The sequence below is a fragment of the Flavobacterium chungangense LMG 26729 genome (assembly GCF_000735715.2).
Lineage (GTDB): Bacteria > Bacteroidota > Bacteroidia > Flavobacteriales > Flavobacteriaceae > Flavobacterium > Flavobacterium chungangense.
This window is the reverse complement of record NZ_JASY01000002.1, coordinates 768,015-786,779: the sequence shown is the minus strand read 5'-3', so window position 1 is coordinate 786,779 and position 18,765 is coordinate 768,015. Positions and strand designations below refer to the sequence as shown.

The window sequence follows — 18,765 nt, the reverse complement described above, 5'->3', positions numbered from 1 at the left end:
TTTAAAATGATGAAACAAATCAAAACTTTACTAATTGCTGCAGTGCTTATTTTGACTGCAAACAATACAATGAATGCGCAGGCCAAAACGGCTCATGTTGATGTTAGCGAGATTATGTCGAAAATGCCAGCTATGCTTGATGCTCAAACTCAATTACAAAAATTAAGTGGAACATACGATGCTGAATACAAAAAAATGATTGAAGAGTATCAGACAAAAATCAAAAAGTATGAAGCTGAAGCTACTGGAGCTACTGAAGCAGTAAATGCTGAACGCTCTAAAGAAGTTCAGGATATGCAAAAGAGAATTGGTGATTACAGAGACAATGCTCAAAAAGAATTGCAACAAAAAGAAACTGATATCGTAAAACCTTTAATGGAAAAAGTAAGAGCTTCAATCCAAAAAGTTGGAAAAGCTAAAGGTTTCCAATACGTATTAGACGGTTCAACACTTTTATTAGCAGATGGTCCAAACATTACTGCTGATGTTAAAAAAGATTTAGGATTCTAAGAAACAAATTTGTTATTACAAAAATGGCTCAACTTAAGTTGAGCCATTTTTGTTTTTATAATTTTATTTTACGCCTCCATTAATCGTAAAACCACCCATATTTGACCTTATACGATCAAAACTGAGAATCATTTACCAAATTAGATAAATTGGTTTCTGTTAGACAAAAAAGTGCTTGCTCTTAGTCTGTAAAAATTGGATTTTTTTCTTCTTTAAAATCTGGTTTTGAAATTGAAAAATATGAACCTAAAAAAGACTCACATTCGATTAATTTTCTAATTTATTTAACTTAAAATCCAATAAAAAGTACGAATTTAGATTCTCAAAAAATATTACTTTATTTTATGACGAACAATAATCCTATAGGCGTTTTTGATTCCGGAATTGGAGGAACTTCAATATGGAGCGCTATTCACGAATTACTTCCGAACGAAAAAACCATATATTTAGCAGATAGTAAAAATGCTCCTTATGGTCAAAAAACCAAAGAAGAAATTGTTGCTTTAAGTAGAAAAAACGTAGATTTTTTAATTGAGAACAACTGTAAATTAATTGTTGTAGCCTGTAATACAGCTACTACAAATGCCATTCAGGAACTTCGTGCGGAATATGACATTCCTTTTATAGGAATTGAGCCTGCCATAAAACCTGCTGCACATAATTCGAAAACACAGGTTATAGGCATTTTAGCCACTAAAGGTACCCTGAATAGTGAGTTGTTTAACAAGACTGCTGAAATGTTTCATGACACAAAAATCATAGAGCAAGTTGGTTATGGATTGGTTCAGCTTATCGAAGACGGAAATCTGAATTCTCCGGAAATGACCCGGTTATTAGAGACTTATTTACAGCCTATGATTGAAGCCAATATTGATTATTTGGTTTTAGGATGCAGTCATTATCCATATTTAATTTCACAAATTAAAAAAATTCTTCCCGAACACATTCAAATCATAGATTCAGGAGAAGCAGTAGCCAGACAGACCAAAAATATTTTGCGTGAAAAAGTAGGTTTTTCTAATGCTGAAAAAAGTGAACCTGTGTTTTATATCAATTCAGGTCCGGCTGTTTTAAAATCAATTTTAAATAATAAATACAACGTGATCCAAAAGGATTTTTAAGCTAATTATTCTATTTTTCGTTTAACGAACCAAATTCCGTCTAATGATAAATTAAGCGATAATTTATGATAATTTTCCTTTATCAACCCATCGCCAATCTTGCCTTTTTGTCCGTAGGAATAAGAAATATTAAGAGCCGAAAAAGTATTGTCGACCGGTAAAGTAACTCCAATAGAAATTGCAGCATTATTGACCCTTTTCCCATCAACCTCGAGATAACCTGTGTCAAAATTCACTCCAGTTCCATATTGAACTCTATCCCAATAACTTCTAATATCTTTATTTTTTCTAAAACTAAACCCTAAGGCGAAGCGATCTTGGTTTACAAAATCACCATATAATTCTGATTGGTTTGTATCGTTCCAAAGACTTTTTTCATAATCAAGAGTCATAATTAAATTGTTTTTGAAGCGTTTGCTGATTCCAAAACCAATTTCTAAAGGCATATAATAATCATCGGCATCAGAAGCTACATCAGATTCTATAACGCTTTCATTTGAATTGCTTATATTTTCTACAGTCTGAACTTTAGATGCTTTTATTTGACTTGGCACTTTAAAAGTCGAAGCAATAGTAAAAGTAGAGTCAATTTTATACTGAGTTCCTAAAGTTGCACGTACACCGCTATAATCTGTTTTTTTATTGATCGTTGTTAATGAACTTGAAATTAGATAACTTCTTTCATCTGTAGTATTTCCAAAAAGCACAGTTCCCGTAACTCCCATTGCTAATTTTTTGCTTATACGATAACCATATGAAAAATCAAAATTATTTAATCCACCAGATCCCTCAGCATTCAAAGTATAATATTCCGAAGTATTTGAAATAGGCAATTTTAAATCTGAAATTTTGAATGAAGCGCTCGAATAGGGCCGCAAAGCAATACTAAAAGCAGATCTTTTAGTTATCGGGAATGCAAAAGCAATATGCGAAAACTGAAAATTATTACGCTTTTCTGTTTTAGAACTACTCTGAAAGGTTGTTCCAATCGCTTTTCCTCCAATTTCAAACATAAAATGATTCAGTGGTACATAACCTAATGAAGCGGGATTGAGATTGTTAATAAAAGTATCTGATGGAAGTGCAATTCCGGAAGAGCCAATTGAAGGAATTGAACCATAATCTGCTTCATATATACTTCCTAAACCATATAATGAATAAGGAGAACTGGAAATACTTTGCGAAAATGAGGTTACATACATTAAAATGAAGCAACTTAAAAAGGCGATTTTATTTTTCATTTAATAAGAGAGGTAATAAATTTTCAATTGAATTTTATTATTCACATGCTTTTGATCACCTAATACAAGCCTGTTTACGCCTTTATTAATATTTGGCAAAACAAAAACGAGTGATGATCTGGAATCTGATTGTTTGAGCATTTCTTTCTGCAAAAAATTCCCAAGTGATAATGAGTATTGTACATTTTCATTAAACTCATCACTTTCCTTGTTTAGCGTAGCGTATAGCGCGGTACCTGAGGAGCTATTTAAAGTACTGCTAATCCTGTTTAATTTATCTGCAACATATACCCGCAATGAATCAGCCAAAGGATACTTTTCAGAATACGTATTATTAACCGGTTTTACAATCAATTGGGCATCAACAATTGCACCTTTATCTGATATGTACTTAAGCTGTTTTATGTTTGGAAAATCAATTCGGCAAGCCAAACCGGTTCCAGACTGAATATAACTTTGATTATTGGTCAGCAAACTGGACAACTTACTGTTTGAAGCTGGCAAATTCTGAATTAAAGTACCGGTTTTATCCAGCGAAATGGCATTGAATTGTTTAGTAGGATCCAAAAAAGTAAAATCTTTAATATACGACGTTTCGGTATCGCTTAAACTTTTAGAGTAATAAAGCCGTACTTTGCTGGTTAAAGCAAATCCAATTACACTTGAAGAATTTTCAGTTGACGGAACAAGTACGAACCCTTTCAAATATTCTGTAAAACTGTCAAAATCTGTAATCTCTCTTTGCTTAAATTTTTGAAAAAGTGCCTGTCCAAAAGCAACATCCATTTTAATATTGATAGAATCTTTTTCAAGTGGTCTGGGCTTATAGGAAATAGTTCCTAAACTCTCCGGACTATAATTTAAAGATGAATTATTATAAAAAGAATCATCGTCCGTATTCGGTTTCACTTTCTGTATTAATCGATGAATATTAAATGTTTGTACTTTGGTTGTATCTCCATAATAATAATTATCATATTTTAAAATCATGGAAATAGAATCGAAAACATAATTTGTTGCTTCTGTATCAGATGAACTACTGGCTAAACTATACGAATCTGAAGCCAATTGAAAATAACTGTTTGATTTTACCTTACCAAAAAGAGGATCATCATAGTTTCCAACCAAAATTTTGCTTTGATTAGACGTAATAAGAGAATCGAAATTTATGGTCGCCATTTCGACCGTTACAGTATCGATTAAAATTACCTTGTTGTTTACTGCCAGATAATCAGATCCAACTACGAATTCCCCTGCATCTGTATCTGTGCCACATGAAACTATTGCGAAGCCAAAAAACAACATCAATATAAACTTATACATAATCCAATTTTTTGAACAAATATAAAAGGCACATTTCTGGAGAACACCATAACATATACAATTCAGCATTTTTAGCCTATAGATAGTACAAAATCATCTACAACAGGTTTTAAAAGATCAATACCCTATTGAGCCTTAAAAATTGCCATTTCGTCTACCAAAAACAACCATACATATATCTTCTTTTTTTTAAGACAGGCTGCCCATTACTTTTGGACTAATTAAAGAAGTAATGAAAATAAAGGTTTTAGTTTGGTTGGTGTTTTTAGTTTGTACTTTAAGTATTAAGGCACAAGAAAATCTTTGTGTCGATTTTAATTTAAAGAATGAACCAACAGAAGAAATTACTTTTAATGAAGTAAATAGCGTTATATCTGTTTCCAAAAAATTAAACGATAAAAATGAAATTACAAATAAACTGGAATACACAAATCTTACAATTAAATACGACGCCAGAGCTTATGAATCTTTTGAAAATCTGAATCAGTTTAATCGAATTCAAAACGAATTTAAAATTTCACATAAAGTTTCTGATGCTACCAAATTAAATTTAGTCATTACACCAACAATTAATTTTCAACAAAATTTGGGTATTTCAGATGCAAGTGTTTTAGGAAGTTTTCAATTGAATCAACAATTAAATTCAAAAATAGCTTTAAACATTGGTTTTGAGAGATCAACAGTTTTCGGCTCACCCAAATTCATACCTACGATATCATTTTCTGGAAAAATAAACAATCAAAGCAGCTTAATGATAGGCTTTCCGGATTCTAAATTTACTTATTCTAATAATGAGCGAAACCAATTTAGTTTGAGTAATAGCTATAATGGCAGTTTTTACAATCTGGATGAATCTGTTGCTTTATACACTACGGCAGCAAAAATAAGCACTTCCCAAATGACAACTGCATTAGAATATGAAAGAAATATGGATAAAAACTGGTTCATAAATTTTAAAGCTGGTTATGACTTCGACAAAAAATATAATGTTTTAGACGAAAACAATCATAAATTATATGATTTTAATACCGGTAACGGTTACATTTTAAGCATTGGGATCAAATACAAACAATAAATAAATTTAAACACTATGAATAATTTAAAAAAAGGAATATTATTCGCGGCACTATTTTCAAGTCTGTTTTTTATAGGCTGCAGTAATGATGACGAAGATGATGAATTAGTAGGAAACTGGATTAAAAAATCATCATTTGATGGGCCGGCCAGATCTAGTGCAACCAGTTTTATTATTGGAGATTATGCTTATATTGCTACTGGGTATACTGGAGACGAATATTTAAAAGATTTATGGGCCTACAACTCAAATGGAGATTATTGGGAACAAAAAGCTGATTTTACCGGAATTGGAAGAAGTTCTGCTTCTAGTTTTACATTAAACGAAAAAGGATACGTTGGTCTTGGATATGATGGAACAAACAAACTGAAAGATTTTTATCAATACGATCCAAGCAGCAATTCATGGACACAAAAAACTGATTTTACAGGATCGGCACGTTATGGAGCAGTGGGTTTTCAGGTGGGCGGAAAAGCTTATTTCGGAACAGGTTATGATGGAAATTATTTAAAAGATTTTTATCAATATGATGATTCTGCTAATACGTGGACACTTGTTAGCGGTTTTAGCGGAAATAAAAGACGTAATGCTACCGTGTTTGTCATAAATGACAAAGCCTATTTAGGAACTGGTGTAAATAACAGTGTTAATCAGGTAGATTTTTGGGAGTTCAACCCCGCAACTGATGTTTGGACCAGACTTCGGGATATTGATCAGGATGATGATGATGATTACAGCTGGAATAATGACTATGCTATAACCCGATCAAATGCATCCAGTTTCAGCTTAAACGGATTAGGATATGTTGTAGGCGGTGAAGGTATTAAAACTGTATGGGAATATAATCCTTCTACTGACTTATGGGAAGAAAGAACTGCACTCGAAGGAGCTGCCAGAACTGATGCCGTAGGTTTTGCAATTAACAATAGAGGCTTTTTAATGTTAGGAAGAATTGGCTCAACGTATTTCGATGATGCCTGGGAATTCAAACCGTTAGAAGAACAAAATGACGATGATAATTAATGCCCCAAATTTAAAATTCTTCCGGAGAATATTCCGGAAGAATTTGCTTTTTATTCTATTTTTCCTGCAGTTGACAGCTTGCACAGAAAAGGAAACTTTGCACGTTGAATCTATAAAAACCGCATCCGGCTGGGGATATACAATTTCGCATAAAGATAAAATTCTAATCAAGCAAACCATTATTCCGGTTATTAGCGAGGTCAAAAGTTTTAGTTCAGAGGAAGATGCTTTGAAAGTGGCTGATTTAGTAGTAAAAAAGCTCAATCAAAATACATCTCCATCGGTAACCAAAAATGATTTAATTTTATTAAAAATAAAAATGTAAATGAATATCGGTGCCCTTAAAAATACAAATTCAAATAAAATTTTATTCCATGTTACGATATGGACTTTCTTTATATTGACATCACTGATTCAATTTTATGAAAGCCCATTTAGAATCAACAATGATTTCTATGTACAATGGGGAACGGGAATTATTTTGTTTTATCTGAACTATTTTTACCTAGTACCTGTTTTACTTTTAGAAAAAAAATACTGGCTCTTTTTTTTCTTTGTAATTGTATTAATTGTATTCTTTATGGTTATACGAATCAATTATTTTTTTCCGGAATTCAGAAATTTCCGACCCCAGCATACAATGCCTCCAGAAATGAAAAATTTCTTAAAACATGAAAAATTTAGAATGGACATGGGGAAACAGCCTCTTTTTTTTAAAATAGGCCCATCCTTTTTTTATCTTCTAATTACAGCCATTAGTACAATTATTAGAACCTTAACGGAGTTTTATCAAAACCAACAAAACAAATTAATAGCCGAAACACACAGAACAAACACTGAATTGAATTATTTACGAAAACAAACTAATCCACATTTTCTCTTTAATTCTCTTAACAGCATCTATTCTTTGGCTCACAAAAAATCTGATTTGGTCCCTGATGCCATCGTGACATTATCTGAATTAATGCGCTATATGCTGTATGAAACAGATAATAAAACGGTGGCTTTAGAAAAAGAGATCAATTATATTCAGAATTATATTGAATTACAAAAATTGAGGCTCAACAACATTGAAGCCATAGTTATAAACGTTCATGGCGATACTAAAAATAAATTCATTGAACCTTTGTTATTAATTTCATTTATTGAAAATGCCTTTAAATACGGAACAGATTATAAAGGAGCTGCTCATGTAAAGATCAAAATTTTTATTCTAGAGAATAATCTCGATTTCTGGGTTGAAAACACTATCGAAAGCTATGAAAAAGATCCTGAAAATTCAGGCATCGGATTAGTAAATATCAAAAGTAGATTAGATTTGTTATATCCTAACGCACATGAGTTAACGATAAAAGAAGATAAGCAATATTATCATGTACATCTACATTTAAAACTAGATAGAATTCAAACTGACATTCATTAAAATCAATACCAAACAAAGCCAGCTAATTTAATATTTTAACTAAATTTTAAATTGTAAATCTTTCATTTAAAGCTACTTTTGACTTGACCAATTTATTAAAATTTAAATCGAAACAGATGAGATGTGTAATTATTGATGACGAACCTTTAGCAGTAGATTTGTTAAAAGATTTTGTTAGCAAAGTTGAATCATTAGAATTAATCACCACTTTCAACAATGCCATTGATGCCGTTTCTTTTATTAATCAAAATAATGTCGATTTAATTTTTCTCGATATTCAGATGCCTCATTTCTCAGGGATTGAATTTTTAAATACCATTGAAAAAAAACCTTTAGTTATTTTTACAACTGCTTATTCTGATTATGCTGTTGAAGGTTTTAACCTTGGTGCAGTTGATTACCTGGTAAAACCAATTCCGTTTCATCGCTTTTTAAAATCTGTAGTTAGGGCACAACAAATTTTAATTCCAACAACAGTTCAGGCTATTTCGGAAAGTACAACAGCCCCTGAATTAGAGCAGGATTTTATGTTCGTGAGAGCCGAATATGAAAATGTAAAAATGAATTTTTCGGATATATTATTTATCGAAGGATTGAAAGATTATGTCAAAATCTACACTACAGATAACAAATTCACTCTGACACTCATCAGCTTGATAAAATTAGAAAATCTACTATTCAGCAAAGGTTTTTCAAGAATTCACAGGTCATACATCATCAACATCAAGCATGTAAAATCAATACAAAAAAATAAGGTTTTGATTAGCGACAAACGCATTCCGATTAGTGAAAGTTATAAAAATGCTTTTTTCGAAAGGATCAATTTATAAATTCAATCTTCGTTTTTAAACCAGCCTGAATACATCACATAATTATTTGAAATACGCTCGATTTCGCCTGCAAAATCTGACTGATCAATATCTTTCACCTTTTTGGCAGGAACACCGGCGTAAATACTTCCTGAAGTTACCACTGTGTTTTGTGTTAAAACTGCCCCGGCTGCAATAATCGAATTACTTTCGATAACACAATTATCCATTACGATAGCTCCCATTCCAATCAACACATTATCATGAATAGTACAGCCATGTACAATCGCATTGTGTCCTATTGAGACGTTATTACCAATAATTGTTGGATGTTTTTTATAAGTACAATGAATAATAGCACCATCCTGAATATTGACCTTATCCCCAATTTTAATAAAATTTACATCGCCACGAATCACAGCATTGAACCAAACACTACATGAATCACCAAAAATAACATCACCAACAATAGTAGCATTTTCGGCAACATAACAATCGTCAGGAATTATGGGAGACTTCCCGTTTACAGCTTTTATTAACATGATATTCTAAATTTAATTAACCGCAGGACATTTACAATCGTATCGTTCTCTGGTACAAAACAAATTAATCCCAAGAGTAATCTGATGATAACCACCTGTATCAAATTTTACATCGCCTGTAACGTTTGAATAGGTATAGGCAAACATGAATTTTTTATAATTAACACCAATTATAGGTGTTATATACTGTAATTTTTGATTATTGGCTCCGCTTCCTGCGCTATATCTTGCTCCGTCAAAACTTCTTCTGTAAGACAATGCAGCCCATAAACTCCCAAAATCCATATTTTTGTAAGCTTTTAAATTCAGATCAATAGACTTTTCTTTCGTTTTATCAAAATATTGAAATAATATAGAAGGTTCCCAGGAAATATTTTCTGTTTTTCCAAAAACGTATCCCGCACTAAAAAGAAATTTTCTCAAATTATCACTTTCATAATCCGTATATAATTGCCTTCTGGTTTCAATAAGTCCCTGAACAGTCGCGTGAGCATAAAAATCCAAAAAATTATATGAAGCCCCTACATCAACATTGAAGTAAGAATCTGTTTGAACTGATCCGAAAACAATTGGGTCAAAGATGCCTCCAAATGCAGTTTCATCCAACTGACTCTGAATAAGACCACCGCTAATACCAAAAGAAAGCTGGTTTAAATCCAGTTCACTTCTTGAAAACATAATATGATGGGCATACGTAAGTTTCACTCCCTTTTGCGAATGATAACCATTTTTATCATTAAAAACGATAATACCCGCACCTGACCTTTCACCAACTCTACCATTAAAACTTAAGGTTTGCAAAGAGGGTGCATCATCCTGACCAAACCATTGTTTTCTGGCAGTCAATCTTATTTTGGCACAATTTGCTGCGCCAGCCATAGAGGGGTGAATCAAGTAATAATTATCAGACAAATAATCAGAGTATACCGGAATTCCTTCTTGCGAATAGGAATAAAGAGAAGTGATTATAAAAACAAATAAGATTCTGATTCTCAATTTCGTATAAGTAAACATATTGGATGCTTTTTAAATTTAACAAGATTGATTACAAAAAGAATCTTAATTATTTTATTAAAAAACCAAATATAGCCATTAGTAGAAAATAACTTTATTAAATTTACAAAAAATATACAGACATGGCAAAAATCACTATAAAAGAAACTCAAAATCCGACGATCATAAAATTCGAATTTGAAGATTTTATAACTCAGAATCAAAATTTTGAATTCAAAAATATCGATGAAGCAAAATCATCCCCTTTAGCCCAACAATTATTTTATCTTCCATTCGTAAAAACAGTTTATATTTCAGGGAATTTTATTGCTGTAGAAAGATTCAGCATTGTAGAATGGGAGGATGTTCAGGATGCTGTTGCTGAACAAATTGAAGCTTTTGTTAATAACGGCGGTACCATCATAAACATAGATGAAAACAAGTCTAAAAAACAACCGATAACTGTTTATGGGGAAACAACTCCAAATCCGGCTGCCTTAAAATTTGTAGTAAGCAGAATGCTGACTAAAAATGCTGTTGAATACAAAAATATAGACCAGACAGCTTCTTCTCCATTAGCAAAAGAATTATTTAAGTTTCCATATGTGAAAGAAGTTTTTATTGATGAAAATTACATTTCGGTTACAAAATACGACATCAATGACTGGCAGGAAATTACTCTTGAACTAAGAACTTTCATCAAACAGTTTATTGAAAATGGAGGAACAGTTTTAGACGAAAGTTTAATTGAAACTTCTACTAAAAATGATATTACAAAAGATGAAGCTTTTGATAAATTAGACGTAACATCACAACAAATAATTAACATTCTGGAAGAATATGTAAAGCCGGCTGTTGCAGCAGATGGAGGAAATATTGCTTTTGATTCGTATAATGAAAATGACAAAGTTGTAAAAGTGATTTTACAAGGTGCCTGTAGTGGTTGCCCGTCATCTACATTTACTTTAAAAAGCGGTATCGAAAATATGCTAAAAAGCATGCTGAATGATGAAAAAATTACTGTTGAAGCTTTAAATGCTTAAAAAACAAATTAATTTATATTTAAAAGCGTCATTTATGGCGCTTTTTTAAGCTCCATACTTTACTTATTTTCAGTAATTTATCAAAAAAACTAATATTTGAGCAAAATAGTTAATATTGCATTTAACTTATTAATTTTATGAAACATGGGACTATCATCGTTTTTAAGAAATTTACTGGGCAAATCTAAGGATTCCTCTGTCGTCCTCAGTACTCAGACACAAAATGCCAATACAGAAACCGAAGAAACGACTGCAACTTCATATATTGAAAAAGCAGAAACTTTTTTCGAGGAAACTTTTACTAAAATTAAAGAAACCTCAGAACCTATATTAGAAGAAGCTGAGGAATTTACAGATCACGCAAAAGATATCCTAAGTGAATATGTAGAAAAAGCAACAGACTCTATAAATGACATTATTGATTCCGTAAAAGAGAGTGTAGAAACTGAAAATACTCAACCAATATCTTATGATACAGTAGTAGACATTAGCGAAAAAGCAATAACAGAAAATGACTAATAACTGTTATATCTCATAAAGAATTAAGACTTTTTTTCAACAGTAAATCTTTATATTTGCAAAATTAATATACCTTCTCTTTGAGAAGGTTTTTTTATCTAAAAACATGGATGTTAACCCAGATCAACTCAGTAATTACGCAACACGATTTATTGATTTATTAATTGATTATTCGCCGAAATTAATTTCTGCTTTTTTAATTTTATTTATTGGCTTATACGCCATCAGATTGACAAACAGAATCATTAGAAACATAATGATTAAAAGAAATTTAGACCCCACTTTATCTAAGTTTCTTGCTGACATATTGCTATGGGCTTTACGAATTTTATTATTCGTAACCGTTATTTCAAATCTCGGAGTACCAACTTCATCATTTGTTGCTATTTTAGGAGCAATGGGTTTAGCTGTGGGCTTATCATTACAAGGTTCACTTTCAAACTTTGCCGGCGGAATGCTGATTATTCTTTTCAAGCCATTCAAGGTAGGAGATACTATTGAAGCACAAGGCATTATTGCTACAGTAGCAGAAATTCAAATTTTTGTTACAAAATTAATTACAGGAAACAACCAAACTGTTTTTATTCCAAATGGAGCATTATCCAATGGAAATATTATTAATTATTCAATGCAGGGTGAGCGTAAAGCTGATTTGACTTTTGCCGTTTCTTATGACTCTGATATCAAAAAAACAAAGGATATTTTGTTAGACGTGTTAATTAAAAACCCTAAAGTTCTTAAAACTCCGGCACCTGAAGTTTTTGTAAAGAACTTAACGGCAAGTTCTGTAGAATTCGCAGTTCGTCCATGGGCAAAAAACGAAAACTACGGAGCTGTTTTTTCTGAAACTTTGGAGAATTGCAAAACAGCATTAGATGAAGCAGGTATTGCAATTCAACCTTATACACTGCAGAAATAAAAAATACTTATTGTTTTTTTGAAGGAGTAATCATAAAATCTTTTAAATAATAAGGTTCAAAATAAGCGACATCTACAGTGTCGCTTTTTTGATACTTATCATAACTGATTTTACTCATTGCTGCAGCCGAAGGATATTTGACATCTTCTAAAAATATGAAGTTTTCGTTGGACAAAACTAACTTGCATTTTTCTGCACAGTCACCAACAAAATAAATTGTTTCAGTAAAATCCTTAAACGAATTTTCATCAATAACTTCTGCGAGTATTGGTCTTTCAATTTCTAAGTCAGCATTATAAATTGCGCTGTAAACCTCCATTCTTCTGGCATCCAGCATTGAAATTATTTTCCCTTCATTAACTTTAGCCTGAGATGCTAAAGTTTGCAAAGTATCTACTGCAATCAATGGGATGTTTAATGCAAAACATAATCCTTTTGCTGCCGAAACCCCTATTCGCAGACCGGTATAAGACCCAGGCCCCTGACTTACGGCAACTGCTGCTAAATCATGAACTAAAATTCCCGTTTCAGCGATTATTTCCTCTATAAAAACATGTAATTTTTCAGCATGTGAATAGCCTTCTTCTGCAATTTCTTTGCATATAACGGTTTCACCATTTTTAGCAATGGATACAGAACAATTTTTGGTGGCGGTTTCTATATTGAGAATAAAAGACAATGTAATAAGTGTTTTTATTAAAAAATCATCTGAAAATTAAAGTTGCAAAAATAAAGGTTAATAACCAAAATAACAGAAATGCTACACATAAATTTGCTAATAAAAAGCCTAAATATATAATCAGTCTTTTTTGTACTGCAAAATATCTAAACTCATCATTATAATATTTTGTCTTATAAACACTGTAATGCACCCATATCAAATATGTAACTATAACAGTAAAAGCACCAAGCAAACTGAAAAGCATTTCTGCCGGAACTCCATGCAATGCAATGATCATACTATTGATTTACTTTTTTGTAACTTCAGCTTTTTTAAGTTTTACCTTATCTCCGGAATTTAATTCTTTAGAAACGGTCGTATAAGGACCTGTAATAACAACATCACCAGATTTCAATCCAGACATTACCTCGATATTAGTATCATCCTGAATACCTGTTTTTATAATTCTGATTTTTGCTTTATCCCCGACTTTTACGAAAACACATTCGAATCTTTTATCACTTTTCGGCGTTACTTTTTTATCCTCATTCGGATCCTCAACTTTAAAATCTTTTACAGCAGATGTATCTGATTTTACTACTACAGAACTAATTGGCACTGCCAAAACATTATGTTTTGTATTTGTGATAATATCAACAGTTGCTGTCATTCCCGGTCTGAATGGTGAATATGATGCAGGCTTCCCTTCCAGCAGATCCAGGTAAGATTCTTTTAAAATCCTAACCTTTACCTTAAAATTAGTCACCTGATCTGAAGTCAAAGTGGTACTTGCAGAATTCGAAATACTTGTTACAGTACCTTTAAATTTTTTCTTTAGATAAGCATCAACTTCTACATTTGCTTCATCACCTATTTTTATTTTTACAATATCATTTTCATTTACATCTACTTCAACTTCCATGTTGTTAAGATTTGCCACTCTTAAAAGTTCTGTTCCGGCCATTTGCTGCGTTCCCAGAACACGTTCACCCAACTCTACATTTAATACTGAAATAGTTCCGTCTGCCGGAGCATAAATTGTGGTACGCCCTAAATTATCTTTTGCCTCATTTACAGATGCAGAAGCACTTTGAACATTATAATACGAACTTTGTCTGGTCGCTTTAGCAACTTCAAATGAAGCGATAGCCTTGTCCCAGTCAGATTTTGAAATAACACCTTTATCATACAAGGTTTTATTTCGCTCATAATTCGCTTTTGCTTCTTTAAAACTTGCTTCTGATTGAGTTAAGCCAGCCTTGGTTCCGGATAAATTCGAAACAGAACGATTATAACTTGAGGTGTATAAATCCGGATTTATTTTTACCAGCAAATCACCTTTTTTTACAACCTGACCTTCTTTTACGTTTAACAAAATAATCTCCCCTGAAACTTCCGGAGATATTTTAACTTCTATTTCAGGTTGAATTTTTCCTGTAGCTGAAACTGTTTCAATAATAGTTGAAGCTGTTACTTTTGATATTTCTACTTCTTTGCCTTCGTCCTTATTTCCTATTACTCCCGATTTTGAAAGTACTAGTAAAGTAGTAATAATAACTATTGCACCACCGACTAAGAAATAAATTGTTTTTTTTGACATAATAAATTATTTTTGAATAACCGGAACTATTGGAATCCCAAAGTAAAATTCAAGTATTTTTATTTTGAACATGTAATCATATTTTGTTCTGATAAGATCAGATTGCGCGTTGGTCAGTAATGTCTGCGCCTGGGTGAAATCAAATGAATTCATTAAACCAACATCGTATTTTTCTTTCGCATAATTATATGATTGTTGTCTTGCTTCTAATGTCACAGTCGAAGATTCATAAGCATTTAATGCTCCTTTTGCATCTGTAAAAGCTGTGTAAACATTACGTTGCAAATCTAAACTTTTTTGCTCTAAATCTATTTTAGATTTTTCTAAACTTACTTTATTACGCTCAACATTATTTCGTACTGAAAAACCGTTGAAAATTGGAACTGACAATTGAAAACCAAAAGATTGACCTTTATTGTTACTAAATTGATCCAAAATTCCATCCGGACTTCCCAAAACCGGAGAATAATTATTCGTCAAAACTGACTGATTTGTTCCTTCTACATAACCAATTTGTGAAGTTGGATTTAACGTATTCGGAACTGATCCCGTCACAATATCTGAATAACTTGCTCTGGTATTAAAATTATAAAAAGCACTCAAAGTAGGCTGATAAGCACCTTTAGCAATCGCTACATTTTTTTCAGCAATTTCAAGATTAGTCTGTGCAATCTTTAAGTCGGTTCTAATCTCTTTGGCTTTGTTGTAAATATCTACCGGATTTTGCGCCAAGATATTATTTTCATCTTTTACATTGGTATCATCAATTACATCAAAATCTGTAAAATCCTTAAGCTGTAATAATTGCGCCAAACTCAATTTAGAAATTAACAAACTATTTTCTGCAACAATAATTGCTTGCTGGTCTGTTGCGACAGTAGCTTTAAGGTCGTACAAATCACCACGTGGAATTGTACCTGCTTTAACCATCTCTTCCGAACGGGCAAATCGTTTTTCATCAATTATCATTTGCTCTTTTTTAACTTTCAAATTTTCTTTATTGAAAAGAATTTCTAAAAAAGCATTTGCAACATTTAGAGAAATATCCTCCTGCATTTTTACCAATTGATATTGTGATGCAATAATAGATAGTTTTGTTCTTCTATAAGTATTTTGAATTTGTAATCCTTTGTAAATATCAACACCCACACTAAGACCTACAGAAGAATATTGTGTAGTTTGATTTTCAAGTAAACCGGTAGTAATATTTTGATTCAAACCAACGTTCCATGAATGGGAAGCACTACCGTTTACAGAAGGCAGATAATTTCCAAAAGCATCTTTTTTATCTATTGCTGCGTTTTTAACATCTAACTCAGATAGTTTTATGGTGATATTATTATCTAATGCATATCGCACACATTCTTCCAGTGTCCATTGTTTTGTTTGTGCCTGAGCTGATAATCCAAGCCCAAATAACAAGGCAAAAACAAGATTATTATATTTATTTATTTTCATATATTTCGAATGAAAGCAGAGTAAAGATACCATGCAAATTTAACATTTTATAAACCCAAAAATCTTTTACAAAATCAAATTATTTTTTTTCGCCTTCTCCTTCACTAATCAATCCCTGATTCCAGATTTTAATTTTATCAGAAGATTTGATCCCGCCCTTAACCTGAACATAAATTCCATCACTAACTCCTAAAACCAAATTTTTACGTTGAAATTTTTGAGCAGTAGTCTCTACTTCTACATATGGTTTTTGCGTTTTTTTGTCAAATTGAACCAATGATTCTTTGATAGCCAAAACCTTGTCTGCCTTTTCCAAAATAATTGAAGCATTTGCACTTAAACCAGCTCTAATAAAAGTAGCATCTCTATTTTCTAAAGAAGCTTTAATCTCAAATTGAATCGCTCCGTTTTCAGTTACTCCTTTGGGAGCTATATAAGTTAAAACTGCATTAAATTTTTTATTTTCTATGGCTCCGACTGTAATTTCGATTGCCATTTTTTCTTTTATTTTTCCAACTTCAGATTCATCTATCTTTCCAATAAAAATCATTCTTCCAACATCTGCAACACTTGCTATAGTCGTTCCTTCATTAAAATTATTACTCTCAATAACCTGATTCCCTACTTTCACCGGTACGTCTAAAATCATTCCGTTAACTGTAGAACGAATAAGTGTATTGGCATAATTTCCTAATGATGCTGTTGTTCCTGTTTTTACAATATCCAGGTTTTGTTTTGCAGACAAATAATTTTGTTTAGCCTGCTTATAAGCCAATTGTGCTGCGTCAAAATCATTAGCAGAAATTACATCTTTATCAAATAAGGTCTTTTGTCTTTGATATATCTTCTCCTGATTATCTAAAGCAATTTTAGCTGTCTGAACCTGATTTTGAGTACTGCTCACGTTAGATACATTTGCAACAACCTTAATTTTTGCAATCATATCTCCGGCTTTAATTTTTTCTCCGGCTTTAATATAAACCGCTTCAATAATACCTGAAATATTTGGTTTGATTAAAACTTCTTCATCAGGCTGAATATTACCGGTAGCAATAGTATTTTTTACAATCGTTTTAATTTCAGCTTTTTCTGTTTTAAAAACAATTGGTGATTCCTGGTTTTTAGCATACAAATAATATAAAGCGCCAAAAAAGATAATGGTAATAAGAACTAAAATAGTTATGGTTATTCCTTTTTTCATTTGTTATTATTTAATCGATTATTTTGATTGATAATTTTATTCTGTTCTTAATGCATCAACGGGCTTTACTTTTATTGCAATCTGAGCCGGAATAAAACCCGCTAATAGCCCTGATCCCACTAATATTAGTAAAGCAACAAATACAACTCCTAAGTCTACACTTGGGTTTGCAAACATGGTATTGCTATTTGGAGGCATTGAATCTAATGCCATGTTTAAAAGCGCAATGATTCCGGTCGCTACGGCTATCCCAAACATACCTGAAATGATTGTTAAAAATATGGCTTCTGATAAAATCTGTCCTCTAACTGCTGCCGGAGTAGCACCCAAAGCTCTCCGAATTCCAATTTCTTTCGTACGTTCTTTAACTACAATAAGCATAATATTTGAAATACCGATTACACCGGAAATCAACACCAAAGTTCCTACAAAATAAGCAATGATTTTTAAAATATTAAAAAGACTTTGCACTTTATTAAACTGTTCGTATAAATCAAAATTCCCAACTGCTCTTTCATCAGCAGGATTAACCGAGTGAAGTGCTTTTATTTTTTCTAAAATCTGTGGTTTTAAAGCCGTAATAGATGTTTCATCTTTGGCTGTAAGCGCCATCCATCCTACTTTATCTCCATAATTAAAAGCTTGCTGAAAAGTTGTAAACGGGACAAAAATATTTTTTTGTTCCTGCTCAGCATTTCCTCCTTGTTGTTTAGAGTTATATACCCCAACGACCATAAAATTAATTCCGTTGATTTTTACATATGTCCCAACAGCTTCTTCTTCTTTTCCATAAAGCTCAGTAATAACACCTTTTCCAATTACCGCTACTTTTCTTCTTTCAAGTATGTCCTGTTGATTTATAAAACGTCCTTTTGTGATATCCATTGGCTGCTGCTTTATCAATTCAGGATAATCACCATAAATGGTAAATGCAGAAGTTTTTGTCCCTCTAACTACATTGTTTGTCCCATTAAAATCACCCAATTGATTTCGGGGAGAAACATATAATAAATCTGGGAAAGCTGCTTTTAAAGATGCAACATCACTATTTCTAAAATCATAACGACGTACTTTTGGTAAGCCTTTATATGCTTTTGATGTCGTCTGGCTCCACATAAACATAGTGTTTGTAGCTATTCCGTCAAAACCTTTTTTTACCCCGTTTTCCAATCCATTTCCTGCAGCAAGTAATATTACTAAAATAAATATACCCCAAAACACACCAAATGCAGTTAAGACTGTTCTAAAAACATTGGCTGTTAAAGCCTGTAAAATCTCATCCCAATTATCTTTGCTAAACATAG

19 protein-coding genes are annotated in these 18,765 nt (G+C 32.1%); 10 read left to right on the top strand and 9 right to left on the bottom strand.

The annotated features are described in order from the left end of the window. The first annotated feature begins 6 nt into the window (after window positions 1–6). Window positions 7–510, top strand: a complete 504-nt coding sequence (locus JE46_RS06570; RefSeq protein ID WP_180904065.1) for an OmpH family outer membrane protein — start codon at window positions 7–9, stop codon at window positions 508–510. Between the two features lie 344 nt (window positions 511–854). Continuing rightward, complete coding sequence (gene murI, locus JE46_RS06565) at window positions 855–1,631, top strand: glutamate racemase (RefSeq protein WP_031454464.1); 777 nt, start codon at window positions 855–857, stop codon at window positions 1,629–1,631. Between the two features lie 5 nt (window positions 1,632–1,636). On the opposite strand, the gene JE46_RS06560 is transcribed toward murI, so the two are convergent. Beyond that, on the bottom strand, window positions 1,637–2,872 hold the full coding sequence (locus JE46_RS06560; RefSeq protein ID WP_031454463.1) for a PorV/PorQ family protein: 1,236 nt from the start codon (window positions 2,870–2,872) through the stop codon (window positions 1,637–1,639). Then, window positions 2,873–4,195 (bottom strand): DUF4270 family protein, encoded by a 1,323-nt coding sequence (locus tag JE46_RS06555; protein WP_031454462.1) that lies wholly within the window; start codon window positions 4,193–4,195, stop codon window positions 2,873–2,875. Between the two features lie 232 nt (window positions 4,196–4,427). Between JE46_RS06555 and JE46_RS06550 the strand changes: the two genes are divergently transcribed. The 5 genes from JE46_RS06550 (at window position 4,428) to JE46_RS06530 (ending at window position 8,546) form a co-directional block, all read left to right on the top strand. Continuing rightward, entirely contained in the window at window positions 4,428–5,270 is an 843-nt protein-coding gene (locus tag JE46_RS06550) for a DUF6268 family outer membrane beta-barrel protein (RefSeq protein WP_031454461.1), read from the top strand. A 15-nt stretch (window positions 5,271–5,285) separates the two neighbouring features. Next, window positions 5,286–6,293, top strand: a complete 1,008-nt coding sequence (locus JE46_RS06545; protein WP_031454460.1) for a Kelch repeat-containing protein — start codon at window positions 5,286–5,288, stop codon at window positions 6,291–6,293. A 70-nt stretch (window positions 6,294–6,363) separates the two neighbouring features. After that, window positions 6,364–6,618 carry a DUF4907 domain-containing protein gene (locus tag JE46_RS06540; protein WP_223255418.1) on the top strand — a complete coding sequence of 85 codons (255 nt, stop codon included), beginning with the start codon at window positions 6,364–6,366 and terminating at the stop codon, window positions 6,616–6,618. Between the two features lie 327 nt (window positions 6,619–6,945). After that, window positions 6,946–7,716 carry a sensor histidine kinase gene (locus tag JE46_RS06535; RefSeq protein ID WP_236010736.1) on the top strand — a complete coding sequence of 257 codons (771 nt, stop codon included), beginning with the start codon at window positions 6,946–6,948 and terminating at the stop codon, window positions 7,714–7,716. A 116-nt stretch (window positions 7,717–7,832) separates the two neighbouring features. Then, entirely contained in the window at window positions 7,833–8,546 is a 714-nt protein-coding gene (locus JE46_RS06530; RefSeq protein WP_031454457.1) for a LytR/AlgR family response regulator transcription factor, read from the top strand. A 2-nt stretch (window positions 8,547–8,548) separates the two neighbouring features. Here the strand turns inward: JE46_RS06530 and JE46_RS06525 are convergent, their stop codons facing one another. After that, on the bottom strand, window positions 8,549–9,067 hold the full coding sequence (locus JE46_RS06525) for a gamma carbonic anhydrase family protein (protein WP_031454456.1): 519 nt from the start codon (window positions 9,065–9,067) through the stop codon (window positions 8,549–8,551). Between the two features lie 12 nt (window positions 9,068–9,079). Then, on the bottom strand, window positions 9,080–10,081 hold the full coding sequence (locus tag JE46_RS06520) for a PorP/SprF family type IX secretion system membrane protein (RefSeq protein ID WP_031454455.1): 1,002 nt from the start codon (window positions 10,079–10,081) through the stop codon (window positions 9,080–9,082). A gap of 122 nt (window positions 10,082–10,203) precedes the next feature. Between JE46_RS06520 and JE46_RS06515 the strand changes: the two genes are divergently transcribed. The 3 genes from JE46_RS06515 to JE46_RS06505 all read left to right on the top strand — a co-directional run bounded on the left by JE46_RS06515 (window position 10,204) and on the right by JE46_RS06505 (window position 12,541). After that, complete coding sequence (locus JE46_RS06515) at window positions 10,204–11,103, top strand: NifU family protein (protein ID WP_031454454.1); 900 nt, start codon at window positions 10,204–10,206, stop codon at window positions 11,101–11,103. 144 nt (window positions 11,104–11,247) lie between these two features. Further along, entirely contained in the window at window positions 11,248–11,622 is a 375-nt protein-coding gene (locus JE46_RS06510; protein ID WP_031454453.1) for a YtxH domain-containing protein, read from the top strand. A 106-nt stretch (window positions 11,623–11,728) separates the two neighbouring features. After that, window positions 11,729–12,541 carry a mechanosensitive ion channel family protein gene (locus JE46_RS06505; protein WP_031454452.1) on the top strand — a complete coding sequence of 271 codons (813 nt, stop codon included), beginning with the start codon at window positions 11,729–11,731 and terminating at the stop codon, window positions 12,539–12,541. 7 nt (window positions 12,542–12,548) lie between these two features. Here the strand turns inward: JE46_RS06505 and tsaB are convergent, their stop codons facing one another. The 5 genes from tsaB to JE46_RS06475 form a co-directional block, all read right to left on the bottom strand. Further along, a complete protein-coding gene (tsaB, locus tag JE46_RS06500; RefSeq protein ID WP_031454451.1) occupies window positions 12,549–13,220 on the bottom strand; it encodes a tRNA (adenosine(37)-N6)-threonylcarbamoyltransferase complex dimerization subunit type 1 TsaB in 672 nt (223 codons plus the stop codon). 289 nt (window positions 13,221–13,509) lie between these two features. Continuing rightward, window positions 13,510–14,802 carry an efflux RND transporter periplasmic adaptor subunit gene (locus JE46_RS06490; protein WP_031454449.1) on the bottom strand — a complete coding sequence of 431 codons (1,293 nt, stop codon included), beginning with the start codon at window positions 14,800–14,802 and terminating at the stop codon, window positions 13,510–13,512. A gap of 6 nt (window positions 14,803–14,808) precedes the next feature. Further along, window positions 14,809–16,260 (bottom strand): TolC family protein, encoded by a 1,452-nt coding sequence (locus JE46_RS06485; protein ID WP_031454448.1) that lies wholly within the window; start codon window positions 16,258–16,260, stop codon window positions 14,809–14,811. 79 nt (window positions 16,261–16,339) lie between these two features. After that, complete coding sequence (locus tag JE46_RS06480) at window positions 16,340–17,461, bottom strand: efflux RND transporter periplasmic adaptor subunit (RefSeq protein ID WP_031454447.1); 1,122 nt, start codon at window positions 17,459–17,461, stop codon at window positions 16,340–16,342. Between the two features lie 36 nt (window positions 17,462–17,497). Then, on the bottom strand, window positions 17,498–18,763 hold the full coding sequence (locus JE46_RS06475; RefSeq protein WP_031454446.1) for an ABC transporter permease: 1,266 nt from the start codon (window positions 18,761–18,763) through the stop codon (window positions 17,498–17,500). Between the last annotated feature and the right edge of the window lie 2 nt (window positions 18,764–18,765).

Coding starts and splice junctions, on each gene's coding strand:
- JE46_RS06555 (WP_031454462.1), bottom strand. CDS start 4,195: ATGTATAAGTTTATATTGATGTTGTTTTTTGGCTTCGCAATAGTTTCA.
- JE46_RS06525 (WP_031454456.1), bottom strand. CDS start 9,067: ATGTTAATAAAAGCTGTAAACGGGAAGTCTCCCATAATTCCTGACGAT.
- JE46_RS06570 (WP_180904065.1), top strand. CDS start 7: ATGATGAAACAAATCAAAACTTTACTAATTGCTGCAGTGCTTATTTTG.
- JE46_RS06485 (WP_031454448.1), bottom strand. CDS start 16,260: ATGAAAATAAATAAATATAATAATCTTGTTTTTGCCTTGTTATTTGGG.
- murI (WP_031454464.1), top strand. CDS start 855: ATGACGAACAATAATCCTATAGGCGTTTTTGATTCCGGAATTGGAGGA.
- JE46_RS06560 (WP_031454463.1), bottom strand. CDS start 2,872: ATGAAAAATAAAATCGCCTTTTTAAGTTGCTTCATTTTAATGTATGTA.
- JE46_RS06480 (WP_031454447.1), bottom strand. CDS start 17,461: ATGAAAAAAGGAATAACCATAACTATTTTAGTTCTTATTACCATTATC.
- JE46_RS06535 (WP_236010736.1), top strand. CDS start 6,946: ATGAAAAATTTCTTAAAACATGAAAAATTTAGAATGGACATGGGGAAA.
- JE46_RS06530 (WP_031454457.1), top strand. CDS start 7,833: ATGAGATGTGTAATTATTGATGACGAACCTTTAGCAGTAGATTTGTTA.
- JE46_RS06520 (WP_031454455.1), bottom strand. CDS start 10,081: ATGTTTACTTATACGAAATTGAGAATCAGAATCTTATTTGTTTTTATA.
- JE46_RS06550 (WP_031454461.1), top strand. CDS start 4,428: ATGAAAATAAAGGTTTTAGTTTGGTTGGTGTTTTTAGTTTGTACTTTA.
- JE46_RS06475 (WP_031454446.1), bottom strand. CDS start 18,763: ATGTTTAGCAAAGATAATTGGGATGAGATTTTACAGGCTTTAACAGCC.
- JE46_RS06545 (WP_031454460.1), top strand. CDS start 5,286: ATGAATAATTTAAAAAAAGGAATATTATTCGCGGCACTATTTTCAAGT.
- JE46_RS06510 (WP_031454453.1), top strand. CDS start 11,248: ATGGGACTATCATCGTTTTTAAGAAATTTACTGGGCAAATCTAAGGAT.
- JE46_RS06490 (WP_031454449.1), bottom strand. CDS start 14,802: ATGTCAAAAAAAACAATTTATTTCTTAGTCGGTGGTGCAATAGTTATT.
- JE46_RS06515 (WP_031454454.1), top strand. CDS start 10,204: ATGGCAAAAATCACTATAAAAGAAACTCAAAATCCGACGATCATAAAA.
- JE46_RS06505 (WP_031454452.1), top strand. CDS start 11,729: ATGGATGTTAACCCAGATCAACTCAGTAATTACGCAACACGATTTATT.